Raw genomic sequence first — 14,495 nt, 5'->3', positions numbered from 1 at the left:
GTTCGTGCAGGCGCGCTTCCATAGCGTGCTGCTCAGATCGGCCGCGTCAGGCCCAGATGGTCGCGCAAGGTGCGGCCTTCGTACTCCGTGCGGAACAGGCCGCGCCGCTGCAATTCCGGCACGACGAGCGCGGCAAAGGCATCGAGTTCACCGGGAAACCAGGACGGCATGACGTTGAAGCCGTCAGCGGCGCCGCCCTCGAAGCGTGCCTCGAGTTCGTCGGCGATCTGAGCCGGCGTGCCGACGACGCGCCAGTGGCCGCGCGCGCCGGCGAAGTGGCGCGCAAGCTGCCGGATGGAGAGCTTGTCCCGGCGCGACTGATCGACGACGAGAGCTTGCCGGCTCTGCATGCCTTCGCTTGCCGGCAGCTCCGGCAATGGTCCATCGATGGGATAGCGCCACAGATCGGAAATGCTGAGATAGCTGGAAAGCAGCGCGATGCCGACATCGTCGGGGATCAACTCCTGCAATTCCTCGTATTTTTCCTGCGCTTCAGCCTCGGTTGCCGCCACGATCGGTGCGACGCCCGGCATGATCTTGATATCATCAGGCTCGCGCCCATAGGTCGCCAGGCGACCCTTGAGATCCTCGTAGAAGGATTTCGCCTCCTCGAATGTCTGCGCCGCTGTGAACACGACGTCGGCGGTGCGGGCGGCAAGGTCCCGGCCAACGTCCGAGGCGCCGGCCTGAACCATCACTGGCGCGCCCTGGGGGGAGCGCGGCAGGTCGAGCGGGTCGCGAACAGAAAAGCTCTGGCCGTCGTGACCGGATCCGGAAGCCCCATCGAGCTTGCCGTGCCAAAGTCCGGTGACGACTTCGGCGAATTCACGCGCGCGCTCATAGCGATCGGCATGCGGGCGCAGGCCGGTCGAGCCGAAATTGGCGGCTTCGATGTGGCTGGCGGAGGTAACCAGGTTCCAGCCGGCGCGCCCACCGCTCAGATGGTCGAGCGACAAGAAGGTCCGCGCCAGCCCGTAAGGCTCGTTGTAGCTCGTCGATGCCGTGGAGACGAGGCCGATGTGGCTGGTCTGGACTGCGAGAGCCGAAAGCAGGCTGATCGGCTCAAAGCCGATCGAGCGCGAGGTCTGGCTAGCGATATTGACATTGGCCTCGCGCACGCCGGCAGCGTCCTCGCAGAAGAGCATATCGAACTTCGCCGCCTCCGCCGTTCGCGCCAGCTGGATGTAGTGCTCGATGTCGACGCCCGCTGTCACATGCGCTTTTGGGTGGCGCCAGGCGGCGATGTGGTGGCCTGTTGCCCAAAGGAAGGCGCCGAGCTTCATCTGACGGGCGGTCATTGTCCCTCCTCCCCGACCAGTCCGAGATGGGAGCGAAGCGTCGCGCCGGGATAATCCGACCGGAGAAGGCCGCGGCGACGAAGCTCCGGCAGCACGTGATCGACGAAATCGTCGAGCACAGACAGCGCCGGCGGCATGAGTATGTTGAAACCGTCGCAGCTTTTCGATCGGAAGGACTCTTCGAGCTTGTCTCCGATCAGGTCCGGCCTGGCGGCCATTTCAGCACTCGGCGCGACGTTCATCAGCACCTTTATCGCGCCAGGACTACGCCCGAACGCAAGTGCGCGGCGCTTCAGATCGTCAGCCTTCGCGCCCACGACCGATGGCTCGTCCAACAGGATGACGTCGGCGACGCGGGCGCCGATATCCATGTCGGCCTCCGACAGGCCAGACATGACGAGCACCGGCATATCCTGCGGCGACCGCGCAACATTCAGCGGGCCGCCCACAGAGAAAAACTCGCCCTTGTGGTCGAGCAGGTGCATCTTTTCGGGATCGAAGAAGCGGCCGCCGCTTTTGTCGAACAGCAGGGCATCCGTATCCCAGCCTTGCCACAAGCCCTGCACGATGCCGATGAATTCCTCTGCACGTCGGCGGAAGTCGTCGCCGGAAAACCCTTCCGGACGGCTGAAATTGGCTGCCTCGCGCGGATCGGGGAACATGCTCGCGTTCCAGCCGGCACGGCCATGGCTGATGACGTCGAGCGAGGCGAAACGGCGCGCCAGATTGTAGGGCTGGTGGGCAACCGTCGACGCGGCGGCGATCAGGCCGATCCTGCTTGTGACCGTCGCCAGCGCCGCCAGCAGGGTCGTCGCTTCGAAGGGCACTTGCCGGTTCGGCGCGTCGCCGCGTGCAGCGGGCGCGGAATCGGCAAGAACCACCATGTCCAAGCCGGCTGCTTCGGCCTTTTGCACGAACCGGGCCAGAAGGCTGAAATCCGGGCCGGCGTCGGACGGATGGGAGGGCGCGGCTTCCGGAACCAGTGAAACGGCAAGATGCATTGTGGCGCCGTCGGCCATCGGTCTTCCCTGGTGAGTGAGATTCCGCAGGAATTATCTTCACCAGCTGGACGGAAAGCAACCGGCCAGTCGGCGATCATTTGCCGGCCAGAATATCCTTGATCAGCCGCTGACAGCGCTCGGCCATGAAGTCGAGCAGCAGCCGCACCTTCGGGTCCTGCAGCTTCTTGTGCGGATAGACGGCGGCGAACTGCACCGGCGTCGGCGGCGTGTCGGACAGGATCACCTTCAGCCGCTGGTCGCGGATGAACGGCTCGACCTCGAATCGCGGCTTGTTGATGATGCCGCGGCCGGACAGCGCCCAGCCGGTCAGCACGTCGCCATCGTCCGTGTCATAGGGTCCGTGCACTTCGAATTTTCGCGGGCCGTCGGCCGTCTGCAGCGTCCAGACGTATTCGCGCGCGCCGGAATAGCGCAGCATCAGGCAGTCGTGCTTCTTGCCGATCAATTCCTGCGGCTCGGTCGGCTCGCCACGCGCCTCCAGATATTTCGGTGCCGCCACCAGCACCCGTTCGCACTCCATGATCCCGCGCATCCTGAGGCTGGAATCTTCGATGATGCCCAGCCGGAAGGCGACATCGATGCCTTCCTTCATAATGTCGACATTGTGGTCTGAAAGTCTCAACCGAACCTCGATATCAGGATATTTGTCGTGGAAATCGGGGATGCCCGACGCCACCAGCCGGCGGCCGAGGCCGAGCGGCGCTGTCACTTTTATGGTGCCGCGCGGCTGGCCGGATAAGGCGCTGACCGCAGCCTCCGCCTCGGTGACCGCCTCCAGCACCTGCTTGGCGCCGGAGTAGAACACGGTGCCGTGCTCGGTCGGCATCAGCTGCCGGGTCGTGCGGTTGAACAGCCTGACACCAAGATGCTTCTCGAGCTCCTTGATGCGGTTGGAGGCGACCGCCGGCGAGATGCGCATGTCGCGGCCCGCCGCCGACAAATTGCCAAGCTCGACGACGCGGACGAAGACGGCGATGTTGTCGAGGTAGGCCATGCGGGTTTCGTGGCTCTCATGCAGCTGCGTGTAACGAGCCTAGTATTTTCCAATTTTTTTTGAAAGTCATCGTGCAGCTCGGCCCTTTCCGTTTGCGCTCCAGCCCGTAAAGTCACCCAATCGGCAGGGACGATCTTTCAATGATGGATTTCGCGATTTTCTGGGACTGGCTGAGTTTTGCCGTGCGCTGGCTGCATGTCGTCACCGGCATCGCCTGGATCGGCTCATCCTTCTATTTCGTCGCACTCGATCTCGGCCTGCGCCAGCGTCCGGGCATGCCCGCCGGCGCCTTCGGCGAGGAATGGCAGGTGCATGGCGGCGGCTTCTACCACATCCAGAAATATCTGGTGGCGCCGGCCGAGATGCCCGAGCACCTGACCTGGTTCAAATGGGAATCCTACGCCACCTGGCTGTCAGGCTTTGCCATGCTGTGCGTCGTCTACTATGCCGGGGCGGACCTCTTCCTGATCGATCCCAATGTGCTTGCCATGTCGGTGCCTACAGGCATCTTGCTGTCGCTGGCGACGATCGGCGTCGGCTGGGTGGTCTATGATCTCTTGTGCCGCTCGCCGCTCGGCAAAAGCGACACCGGCCTGATGCTGGTGCTCTACGCCGTGCTGGTGTTCATCGCCTGGGGTCTTACCCATTTGTTCACCGGCCGCGCCGCATTCCTGCATCTTGGCGCCATCACAGCGACGATCATGTCGGCCAATGTCTTCATGGTCATCATCCCGAACCAGAAGATCGTCGTCGCCGACCTAATCGCCGGTAGGAAGCCAGATCCGAAATACGGCAAGATCGCCAAGCAGCGCTCGCTGCACAACAATTACCTGACCCTGCCTGTTTTGTTCCTCATGCTGTCGAACCACTACCCGCTGGCGTTCGGAACTGAGTTCAACTGGGTGATCGCCTCGCTGGTGTTCATCATCGGCGTGCTGATCCGGCATTATTTCAACACCATGCATGCGCGCAAGGGCAACCCGACCTGGACTTGGCTGGCTGCCGCCGTCCTGTTCGTCGTCATCATGTGGCTGTCGACGGTGCCGAAAGTGCTGACCGGCGAAGCCAAGGCGTCCTCGGCGGCACAAATCTATCTCGCCTCGGCGCATTTTCCCGCCGTGCGCGACACAGTGCTTGGCCGCTGCTCGATGTGTCATGCGCAGGAGCCGTCCTACGAGGGCATCTATCACGCGCCAAAAGGTGTGATGCTCGACACGGACGCCGGTATCGCCGAGCAAGCCCGCGAGATCTACCTGCAGGCCGGCCGCAGCCACGCCATGCCGCCCGCCAACGTCACGCAGATTACCGACAAGGAACGGGCACTGCTGGTGGCATGGTTCGAGGAGGCGGAGAAATAAGCATGATCAGCACACTCCTGCGCGGCCGCACACTGTCCTTTCTGCGCTGGCCTGAGACCGTCGACGACCATCCCGCCTGGCGCTACGAGGAGGACGGCGGCCTGCTGATCCGCGACGGCAGGATCGCAGCCGCCGGCACCTATGCCGAGGTCGAGAAAAAGGCTGATGAAGGCGCAAAAAAGATCGATCACCGCCCACATCTGCTGCTGCCGGGCTTCATCGACGCGCATGCGCATTTTCCGCAGATGCAGGTCATCGCCTCCCATGGCGCGGAACTGCTCGACTGGCTGAACACCTATACTTTTCCTGAGGAAACCAAATTCCAGAACGCCCAGCATGGCCGCCGCATTGCCAGGCTGTTTCTCGATGAGGTGGTGCGTCACGGCACGACGACAGTCGCCGCCTATTGCTCGGTCCACAGGGAGTCCGCCGAAGCGTTCTTCGCCGAGTCGCATGACCGCAACATGCTCAACATCGCCGGCAAGGTGATGATGGACCGTAACGCGCCGGAGGGTGTGCTCGATACAGCGCAATCGGCTTATGACGATAGCAAGGCGCTGATCGCCGATTGGCACGGCAAGGGACGCCAGCATTATGCCATCACGCCGCGCTTCGCCATCACCTCGTCACCCGAGCAGTTGGAAATGGCGGGCGCGCTCTGCCGCGAATATCCTGATCTGCACATGCAGACGCACCTGTCGGAAAACCACGCCGAGATTGCCTTTACGCTGCAGCTCCATCCAAAGGCGCGCGACTATACCGACGTCTACGAGCACTACGGGCTGCTCGGGCGCAAAAGCTTGTTCGGCCACTGCATTCATCTGTCGGAACGCGAGGCGGATTCGCTTTCGGATTCAGGCTCGGTGGTGGTGTTCTGCCCGACCTCGAACCTGTTTCTCGGCTCGGGCCTGTTCGATTATCAGCGCTACCGCACGCGAGACAAAGCTCTCCGCATCGCGGCCGCCACCGATGTCGGCGGCGGCACCAATTACTCGATGCTGCGCACCATGGACGAGGGCTACAAGGTGATCGCGCTGAACGGCGAAAAGCTCAACCCGTTCCAGTCGTTCTGGCAGCTCACCCGCGGCAATGCCGAGGCGCTGTCGGTCGTGGAAAGAATCGGCACGCTGGACCAAGGCAGCGATGCCGATATCATCGTGCTCGACGCCCGCGCCACGCCGGCGATGCGGCTGCGGATGGAGACGGCGGACACGCTGGCGGAGGAATTGTTTATGCTGCAGACGCTCGGCGACGACCGCGCCGTGCGCGAAGTCTATGTCGCCGGGCGGGCGGCGAAGAGCGATATGGCGGTTTAGCTATCCCGCACGTTCCGTCTTGACCGGGCGGCAGCCATCGGTCAAAGCCTGCAGCGAAGTTGACAGGGGAACGACATGGCCGTTGCGGACGACATCGCTCTGATCAAGAAACAGGAAGCCACGCTTGTCTTTCCCGTCTTCGACGAGGCTGTTGCCTTCAAGATCGGCTCGGCGATCCGCGACCGAGCGCTAGCCGAAGACCTGCCGATCATCGTCGACATCAGGACCTTCGACCGGCCGCTGTTCTATGCAGCGATGCCAGGCTCGAACGCCTCCAATCCGGACTGGGCGCGGCGCAAGATCAACGTCGTGCGCCGGTTTTTGAGAAGCACCTACCGCCTGGTGCTGGAGCAACAGCGCCCCGACCGCAGCTTCAAGCCCGGCGAGGGCCTCGACATATCAGACTATGTGCTTGCCGGTGGCGGCTTTCCCGTAACGGTCAAAGGTGCCGGCGTGATCGGTGTGATCGCAGTCTCGGGCTTGCCGGAGCGCGAGGATCACGGCGTGGTCGTCGACGCGTTGTGCAGCCATCTCGGTGTCGACGGGCGCCAATTGGCACTGCCGCCGGAAGCAAAATGACTGAGATCGATCCCAAGACCTTCCTCACCGCCATTTTCAACGCCGCCGTCGCCGCTGCCGATCCCCAGAGAACCATCAGGGATCGTCTGCCGGCAATGCCGAAAGGGCGCACCATCGTCATCGGCGCCGGAAAAGGCTCAGCGCAGATGGCGGCGGCATTCGAAAAAGTATGGGACGGGCCGATCGAAGGGCTGGTCGTCACCCGCTACGGCTATGGCGCGACCTGCCAGCGCATCGAGATCATCGAGGCGGCGCATCCGGTGCCGGACGCAGCCGGTCTCGAAGCCTCGCGCCGGTTGCTCGAAAAGGTGCAGGGGCTGACCGCGGACGATCTGGTCGTGGCGCTCATCTCGGGCGGCGGCTCGGCGCTGCTGCCGTCGCCTGCTGGAGGTCTGACGCTGGCCGACGAAATCGCCGTCAACGAGGCGCTGCTCGCCTCCGGCGCACCGATCGCCGCCATGAACGCCATCCGCAAGCATGTTTCCACGATCAAGGGCGGCAGGCTGGCGGCAGCCGCCTATCCCGCCAAGGTGGTGTCGCTGGTCGTCTCCGACATTCCGGGCGACAATCCGGCGCTGGTCGCTTCCGGCCCGACGGTTCCCGATTCCGGCAGCCGCGAAGACGCATTGGCGTCGATCGCCGCCTATGGCATGAAGCTGCCGGCTTCGGTGATGGCACATATCAGTTCGCCGACCGCAGATGCGCCGCGCGCCGACGATCCGCGTTTTTCGCGCAACGAAGTGCATCTGATCGCCTCGGCCGGCGTGTCGCTGGAGGCGGCTGCGGCCGAAGCCAGGCGCCAAGGTATCGAGGCGGTCATCCTCTCCGATTCCATCGAGGGCGAGGCGCGCGAGGTCGGCGGTGTCCACGCCGCGATCGCGCGCGAGGTCGCGACGCGCAGCCGGCCTTTCCCAAAGCCGGTGCTGATCCTGTCGGGCGGCGAGACGACAGTGACCGTGCGCACAAAAGGCAAGGGCGGTCGCAACAGCGAGCTTCTGCTCGCCTTCGCCATCGGCATCAGCGGCATGGCGGGCGTCCACGCGCTGGCCGCCGACACCGACGGCATCGACGGCTCTGAGGACAATGCCGGCGCCTTTGCCGACGGTTCGACGGTTTCGCGAATGCGGGCGGCAGGCGTCGATGCCAAGGCGATGCTTGCGGGCAACAATGCCTGGACGGCATTCAATGCCGTCGGCGATCTTTTCGTGCCCGGCCCGACCGGGACGAACGTCAATGATCTCCGGGCGATATTGATCAGATAGGTTCAGGCGGCCATCAGCGTCTTCACCGCTTTCATATCCTTCAGGAACCGCTCGCGTTCGGCCTGTTTGTCCGCCGGCTCGCGGATGCGCAGGATGAAGGACGGATGGATCGTGACGAACACACGCAGGCCATCCTCGCGCTCCACGACCGCGCCCCGCATTTTCATGATCGGCACGACTTTGCCGAGCAGTGACTGCGCCGCCGTTGCGCCGAGCGCCACAGCCAGATTGGGCTTTATCAGATCGAGCTCCTTGTCGAGCCACCAGCGGCAGGCCTGCACCTCGCCGGCATTCGGCTTGGAGTGGATGCGCCGCTTGCCGCGCGGCTCGAACTTGAAGTGCTTGACCGCGTTGGTGACATAGACTTTCAGCCGGTCGACGCCGGCATCGTCCAGGATGGCGTCGAAGACCTTGCCCGCCGGCCCGACAAAAGGTTTTCCGGCCAGATCCTCCTGGTCACCAGGCTGTTCACCGACGAAGATCACCTTGGCCTTGTCAGGTCCTTCGCCGAACACGGTCTGTGTCGCATTGCGCCATAGCGGGCAGCGGCGGCAGGCTTTCGCCACCTCACTGAGTTCGGGAATGGTGCTTGCGCCATTCTCTTCCGCCGTCTCGGGCAATTCACGCTTGGGCCAGCGTCTTGCCTGCACCTTGGCGTGGTGTGGCACGGGATTTGTCTGCATCCTGGCGATCATGGCTGATGCGGCCTTGTCCGCTGCTGCGATCAGATGCGGAATGAGCGAAGCCCCGGAAAGGTTCCTTCAAAATAGCCCGGACCCGGCTTTCGCCGGGAGAATGACCGGCGATGCGACCGCCTCACACCTCGTGCAGATAGAGATGATAATCCAGTTCGCTGACCGTGCGCGCCACGCGCAGATATTCGGATTGCTTGATCGCCACAAATGTACGGTGCAGGTCTTCGCCCAGCGCTCCTTTGAGGAACGTCGACGCGCGCGCGGCCTCGATCGCGGCGCGCCAGTCCACTGGCATGGTCGTGCGCGTGATTGCCGATTCGTAGCCATTGCCGGTCGTTTCGGGGCCGGGGTCGAGGCCTTCGTCGAGACCCCTGGTGATGCCAGCCAGCACGGTTGCCGCGACCAGATAGGGGTTGGCATCGACGCCTGACGGCCGGTGCTCGATGCGCCGGTTTTTCGCATCGCCTGCCGGCACGCGCAACGCCACTGAGCGGTTATTGACGCCCCAGGTCGGCGCCACTGGGGCATAGGATTGCGAGACGAAGCGACGCCATGAATTGGCGTGCGGTGCGAACACCAGCATCGATTCGGCCATGGTCTGGATGAGGCCGCCCAGTCCGCGCAGCAGCGGCAAAGACCAGGTCTCGCCGCTGGCTTCAGCGAAGACGTTCTTGCCGGCCTTGTCCTGCAGCGAGACATGGAAATGCATGCCGGAGCCGGCATATTTTTCGATCGGCTTGGCCATGAAGCAAGCGGTGACGCCGTGGCGGCGCGCCTGTGCCCGCACCAGCCGCTTCAGCATGATGAGATCGTCGGCCGCCCGCATCACATCGTTGCGATAATTCAGCGTCAGCTCGTACTGGCCGGGCGCATATTCGGAAATGACCGTCTCGGCCGGGATGCCTTGCACCTTGGCCGCGGCATAGATGTCGGAAAACAGCGGTTCCATGCCGTGCAGATGGTCGACGGAATAGACCTCGGTCTTGGCCGAGCGTCGGCCGTCGAGTACCGCGTTCGCCGGTCGCACCTTACCGTCGGCGTCGCGCTCGTTGGCGAGCAGGAAGAATTCGAGCTCGAAGGCGCCGGCAGGATGCAGGCCCTTGGCCGCCAGTATCTCCACCTGCCGGGCCAGCGCCAGCCGCGGATCGGAGGACATGGGCTGACCGTCGAGATGATACATCGCCATCAGCACCTGGCCGCGCGGCGGCTGTGTACCGAACAGCGGCACCAGCGTGCCGGGGATCGGCCATGCCCGCAGGTCGCCGTCGCCGGTCGTCCAGATCAGTCCGGTCTCGTGAACGTCCTCGCCGGTGATATCGAGGCCGAGGATGGATATCGGCATGTGCCGGCCGCCCTCGAAGATGCTCATCAACTCGTGCCGGCGCACGATCTTGCCGCGGCCGACACCATTGGCGTCAGTCAGCACGATGTCGAACGCTTCGATCTCCGGGTGGGCGTCGAGAAAGGTTTGCGCCTCGGCGGGCGTCGAGCCCGAAGGGGAGGCGATGATGGCGTTCAAAGTTTGCTTGTGCGCTTCTCTCATGCGCTAGCTTGTCTCATGCCGCGAGCCTTGCCGCAACCGCACCGAAGGCGGTGATCAGGCGGTTGACCTGGGCAGCACTCGTCGCCGGCGAGATCAGCATCATGTTGTGGAACGGCGCGATCAGCACGCCGCGATTGACTAGCGCGACATGGACCGCCGCTTCGAGCTCCGGCGCGTGCGCTGTTTCCGCCTCGCCGCCATTCCTCAGCGGGCCAGGCGCGCAGATGAACTCGACGCGTGCGCCGACTCGGGCAACATGCCAGGGCAGGCGGTAGCGGTCGATGACGGCGGTCAGCCCGGCGTCGAGCCGCCGCGCCAGATGGTCCATATGGTCATAGTTCTCTTCGGTCATCACTTCTTCCAGCGTGGCGCGCATCGCCGCGAATTGCAGCGGATTGGCCGAGAGCGTCGTGCCCATGCCGGAATAACCGGGCTGTTTCTGGCTATTATAGGCAGCATAGCGCGCGGCGACGTTTTCGCTCATGCCCCACACGCTGGCCGGCACACCGCCGGCGATCGGCTTGCCGAGCACGAACAGGTCCGGCTCCAAGCCGTGTTTCGGCGTATAGCCGCCGGGACCGGTCGAGATCGTGTGCGTCTCGTCGATCAGAAGCAGGGTGCCGGCCGCGCGGGTGAGACGTCGCAGCGCTTCGTGGAAGCCGGGATCGGGCAGCACCATGCAGGAGTTGGTCAGCACCGGCTCGGTGATGACGCAGGCGATATCCCCGTCCCGGAGCGCGGCCTCAAGCGCCGGCACATCATTGAACTCGATGACATCGGTTGCCCGGGTCAGGTCGCGAAATTCGCCGGCCAGTCCCGGCCGGTTGATCGGTCTGCCGTCGACCAGCCGCACCATCGTCTCGTCGACCGAGCCGTGATAGCAGCCGTTGAAGACCAGGATCTTTTCCCGGCCGGTGATGGCGCGGGCAACGCGCAGCGCAAAGCGGTTGGCATCGGTCGCCGTCGTCGCGATCTGCCAGAAAGGCAGGCCGAAGCGCTGTTTCAGCAGCGGGCCGATGGCGAGTGCATCCTCCGAAGGCAGCATGTAGGTGAGGCCGCGTCCAGCCTGCCGGCGGATGGCGCGGGCGACCGGCGGCGGCGAATGGCCGAACATCGAGCCGGTATCGCCGAGGCAGAAATCGTCGAGCCTGTTGCCGTCGATATCGGTGATGGTGGCGCCCTTTGCGCTGCCGACCAGGATCGGGAACGGCGTCGGCCAGTCGTTCATCCAGTGCATCGGCACGCCGCCGAAGAAGCCCGGCAGACCATTGCCGGCCTTCGCTGCCGATTTCGGCCGTGCCTTGCGGAAGGCTTCGGCCTCGGTCTCGCGCAGATCGGCGATGCGGGCAGTGCTGATGCCGCCGATGGATGTCTTTGAATGGTCGATTGTATGCATGAAGGCCCCTCTCGTACGTCACTCTAGCCAATCGGCATCCGGAACCGCAATTGGCCGCGCGGCCGCCCTGCATTGGTTCAGCGGCCACGATAGAAGAGGACTGGCGCTTGACCTCAGGGCATCCTCCAGCATCAATGCGGGTGGGTATGTGGCTTGGGGGAGAAAAGATGCGGACGATCTTCTGTGTAACAACGCTGCTGCTGTCGGCCGGCACGGCCTTCGCCACCGGCGGCATCTGGTGCTCCGCCGAGGATGCCGCGGTGAAATTCGAGGTCGAAGCCGGCGTCACCAGAGGCATGGGCGGGCCGACCTTCAATTTTCGCGGCGACCTCGAAATTCTTGGCAGGCCCGTTGGCGACGATCTGCGCAAGACCATGTTCGAGGATTCCAACCTCACGCAATACTGGCTCGACGGCAAGGAACTGCGGCTGCTCGTCTATCGTGAGCACGAGGTCGCAAACACCTATAGCTCAGTCGAACTGACGATCCTGACCAAGGCCAGCGAAGAAGGCGTTTATGACGGGCGCTATTCGCTCGCGATCTATGACGGCACGGCTGCCGCGGACAAAGACGGCAAGCCTGTCGAATTGACCGGCAAGGTCTCCTGCGGGGCCGAGTAGAACTCCCGGTTAGTTATGCCGAAATATCGATAACGCCGCAGTCGCCGGCCGCACTGCCGAAGGCGACGCGCCGCTCTTGCCTGTCCCACATCATCGAGGTGATGGCGCCCTTGCCCGGCCGGCGCAGCAGCACTTCCTTGGCGTCGGTGAAGCGCACGGCCATCACCTTGCCGTCATCATAGCCGACGGCGACGACGTCCTGGCTTGGATGGCAAGCGACCGAGGTCACCATGGCGTTGCCGCGCGTGCCGAGCTCCAGCGGCGCTTTGCCCATCGGCCCGTCCTTGCCCGAAAACGGCCAAACGATCGCTGCCGGTGCGCCGGAACTCGCCAGCCATTTTCCCTTGGCGCTCCACGACAGGCTTTTGACCTTGCCGGGATAGCCGCTCATGCGCATGTGCTTGCCGTCGGCCAGCTTCCAGCCATGCAGCGCGTTCTCCTGCATGGTGGTGACGAGGAAGGCGCCGTCCGGCGAGAAGGTGATGCCGGTGTGGGCGCCGGCCCATTCGAGCTCGACAGGCTTGCCGTCGGCCGCCGGGAAATGCAGCGTCGCGCCATTATAGCGGGCAACGCCAAAGCGCATCCCCCTGGGCGAGAACGCTAGCCCCTCGACCGAACGAAGATGCGCAAATTCCCTGGCCTTGCCGTCGGCGAAACGCACGAAGGCGATCTTGCCCGAGGCGTAGGCAATGGCGCCTTGCGGCCCGGCAGCGACGCTGGTGATCCATTTTTTGCCGGCGCTTGCCAGTTCCGCCGCATTGCCGCCGGCGGTGACGGCAAAGACCTTGCCGTCCTCGCCGCCGGTGATCAACCGGTCGTTGGCCGCGTCGTGGAAGGCCGCGAGCAAGCCGTCATTGGCCTGCACAGTCTTGTGGCCATGGTCGAGCCGATGGATGGTGCCGTCGGCCAGGGCAAAGTGCGGCACGTCGTCAAGGAAGACGGCGGCGATGCAATGGCCATCGAGATCAAGCGGGGCGACTGTGGGCATGCGAGCTGTTCCATTAGAGATCGTTGTGGTCGCCTTGCCGCCGCAGAGGAATCGTTAGCGTGGCTAGGTGCGACGCGACCTTCTCCCCTTGTGGGAGAAGGTGGATTGGCGCGCAGCGCCAAGACGGTTGAGGGGTGCTGGACCAAACGCCGTCAGTGCCAAGCTGGAACACCCCTCATCCGACCGAGCTTCGCTCGGCCACCTTCTCCCACAAGGGGAGAAGGAAGAAGGGCCAGCGCTATCGTTATAAGGTTTGGAAATCAAGCGGCCTGGCAGGCGTCAAAACTCTTCTTCAGCCGCTCGGCATCGAGCTCGCGGCCGATGAACACCAGCCGGCTCTCGTGCTTCTCGCCTTCCTTCCAGGCGCGCTGGTGGTCGCCCTCGATGATCATGTGCACGCCCTGGATGACATAGCGCTCGTCATCGCCCTTGAGCGCGATGATGCCTTTCAGCCGCAGGATGTTCGGGCCTTCCATCTGGGTGATCTTCTCGATCCACGGGAAGAATTTCTTCGGGTCCATCTCGCCGCCGCGCAACGAGACCGATTGCACCGTCACGTCATGGATATCGGAAGGGTGCGCGTGATGATGGTGATCGTGCCCGTCGTGATCATGGTGGTGGCCATCGTGATCGTGATGGTCATGTTCATGGTGATCATGATCGTCATGCGCCTCGAGGAAATGCGGGTCGTTCTCCAGCGCCCGCGAAAGATCGAAGGCACCGCGGTCCAGCACCTCGGACAACGCTACGCCGGCGCGCGTGGTGCGGTGGATCCTGGCCGCCGGGTTGATCGCGCGGATCGTCGCCTCGACCTTGCTCAGCTCCTCCGGCGTGACGAGATCGGTCTTGTTGAGCACGACGACATCGGCAAAGGCGATCTGGTCCTCGGCTTCACGGGAATCCTTCAGCCGCAATGGCAGATGCTTGGCGTCGACCAGCGCCACCACCGCGTCGAGCCTGGTCTTGGAGCGCACATCGTCGTCCATGAAGAAGGTCTGCGCCACCGGCACCGGATCGGCGAGGCCGGTCGTCTCGACCACGATGGCGTCGAAGCGGCCTGGCCGGCGCATCAGGCCCTCGACGACGCGGATCAGGTCGCCGCGCACCGTGCAGCAGACGCAGCCATTGTTCATCTCGTAGATTTCCTCGTCGGATTCCACGATCAGCTCGTTGTCGATGCCGATCTCGCCGAACTCATTGACGATGACGGCGTAGCGCTTGCCGTGGTTTTCCGAAAGGATGCGGTTGAGCAGCGTGGTCTTGCCGGCGCCAAGATAGCCGGTGAGAACGGTTACGGGGATCTGCGTCGTCTGTGCATCGCTCATGTTGGGCCTCGAAAAGGATTGTTGGCTCCATATAGGATGTGCGCCTCGCTTTTGCACGCAGCAAACCAATGGGCCAAACAGGTCGCCAACATTGCCGAA

General features: G+C 63.8%; 13 protein-coding genes. 5 read left to right on the top strand and 8 right to left on the bottom strand.

The genetic code is table 11. The annotated features are described in order from the left end of the window. Nucleotides 1-32: 32 nt before the first annotated feature. From EOB36_RS05650 to EOB36_RS05640, 3 genes are all read right to left on the bottom strand, one after another. On the bottom strand, nucleotides 33-1,298 hold the full coding sequence (locus EOB36_RS05650; protein WP_128284485.1) for an LLM class flavin-dependent oxidoreductase: 1,266 nt from the start codon (nucleotides 1,296-1,298) through the stop codon (nucleotides 33-35). Continuing rightward, nucleotides 1,295-2,317 (bottom strand): LLM class flavin-dependent oxidoreductase, encoded by a 1,023-nt coding sequence (locus EOB36_RS05645; protein ID WP_127289909.1) that lies wholly within the window; start codon nucleotides 2,315-2,317, stop codon nucleotides 1,295-1,297. Before EOB36_RS05645 ends, EOB36_RS05650 begins: the two co-directional genes overlap by 4 nt. Before the next feature lie 76 nt (nucleotides 2,318-2,393). Continuing rightward, nucleotides 2,394-3,314 carry a LysR family transcriptional regulator gene (locus tag EOB36_RS05640; protein WP_095484394.1) on the bottom strand — a complete coding sequence of 307 codons (921 nt, stop codon included), beginning with the start codon at nucleotides 3,312-3,314 and terminating at the stop codon, nucleotides 2,394-2,396. Nucleotides 3,315-3,454: 140 nt separating this feature from the next. Between EOB36_RS05640 and EOB36_RS05635 the strand changes: the two genes are divergently transcribed. The 4 genes from EOB36_RS05635 (at nucleotide 3,455) to EOB36_RS05620 (ending at nucleotide 7,829) form a co-directional block, all read left to right on the top strand. Beyond that, nucleotides 3,455-4,672 carry a urate hydroxylase PuuD gene (locus EOB36_RS05635; protein ID WP_128284484.1) on the top strand — a complete coding sequence of 406 codons (1,218 nt, stop codon included), beginning with the start codon at nucleotides 3,455-3,457 and terminating at the stop codon, nucleotides 4,670-4,672. A 2-nt stretch (nucleotides 4,673-4,674) separates the two neighbouring features. Continuing rightward, nucleotides 4,675-5,988: a guanine deaminase gene (gene guaD / locus EOB36_RS05630; RefSeq protein ID WP_127289913.1), complete on the top strand. Its 1,314-nt coding sequence runs from the start codon at nucleotides 4,675-4,677 to the stop codon at nucleotides 5,986-5,988. 75 nt (nucleotides 5,989-6,063) lie between these two features. Continuing rightward, entirely contained in the window at nucleotides 6,064-6,567 is a 504-nt protein-coding gene (locus tag EOB36_RS05625) for a heme-degrading domain-containing protein (RefSeq protein ID WP_127289915.1), read from the top strand. Then, nucleotides 6,564-7,829, top strand: coding sequence for a glycerate kinase (locus EOB36_RS05620; RefSeq protein WP_128242311.1), 1,266 nt, complete (start codon nucleotides 6,564-6,566; stop codon nucleotides 7,827-7,829). Before EOB36_RS05625 ends, EOB36_RS05620 begins: the two co-directional genes overlap by 4 nt. Before the next feature lie 2 nt (nucleotides 7,830-7,831). Here EOB36_RS05620 and EOB36_RS05615 read toward each other — a convergent pair whose 3' ends face one another. The 3 genes from EOB36_RS05615 to EOB36_RS05605 all read right to left on the bottom strand — a co-directional run bounded on the left by EOB36_RS05615 (nucleotide 7,832) and on the right by EOB36_RS05605 (nucleotide 11,463). Then, on the bottom strand, nucleotides 7,832-8,557 hold the full coding sequence (locus tag EOB36_RS05615) for a UdgX family uracil-DNA binding protein (RefSeq protein ID WP_281035140.1): 726 nt from the start codon (nucleotides 8,555-8,557) through the stop codon (nucleotides 7,832-7,834). An 88-nt stretch (nucleotides 8,558-8,645) separates the two neighbouring features. After that, the gene (locus tag EOB36_RS05610) at nucleotides 8,646-10,067 is read right to left on the bottom strand and encodes a glutamine synthetase family protein (protein WP_128242313.1); all 1,422 of its coding nucleotides are present in this window, start codon (nucleotides 10,065-10,067) and stop codon (nucleotides 8,646-8,648) included. Between the two features lie 13 nt (nucleotides 10,068-10,080). After that, entirely contained in the window at nucleotides 10,081-11,463 is a 1,383-nt protein-coding gene (locus EOB36_RS05605; protein WP_128284483.1) for an aspartate aminotransferase family protein, read from the bottom strand. 167 nt (nucleotides 11,464-11,630) lie between these two features. Here EOB36_RS05605 and EOB36_RS05600 point away from each other — a divergent pair, with 167 nt between their 5' ends. Beyond that, nucleotides 11,631-12,083 carry a hypothetical protein gene (locus tag EOB36_RS05600; protein WP_128284482.1) on the top strand — a complete coding sequence of 151 codons (453 nt, stop codon included), beginning with the start codon at nucleotides 11,631-11,633 and terminating at the stop codon, nucleotides 12,081-12,083. Between the two features lie 13 nt (nucleotides 12,084-12,096). Here EOB36_RS05600 and EOB36_RS05595 read toward each other — a convergent pair whose 3' ends face one another. Next, complete coding sequence (locus EOB36_RS05595; RefSeq protein ID WP_128284481.1) at nucleotides 12,097-13,071, bottom strand: WD40 repeat domain-containing protein; 975 nt, start codon at nucleotides 13,069-13,071, stop codon at nucleotides 12,097-12,099. Nucleotides 13,072-13,331: 260 nt separating this feature from the next. Next, on the bottom strand, nucleotides 13,332-14,396 hold the full coding sequence (locus tag EOB36_RS05590) for a GTP-binding protein (protein ID WP_128284480.1): 1,065 nt from the start codon (nucleotides 14,394-14,396) through the stop codon (nucleotides 13,332-13,334). Nucleotides 14,397-14,495: the final 99 nt, after the last annotated feature.

This window comes from Mesorhizobium sp. M6A.T.Cr.TU.017.01.1.1, from assembly GCF_004023115.1.
GTDB classification, from domain to species: Bacteria; Pseudomonadota; Alphaproteobacteria; order Rhizobiales; family Rhizobiaceae; genus Mesorhizobium; species Mesorhizobium mediterraneum.
This window is presented reverse-complemented; position numbering and strand designations above follow the sequence as displayed.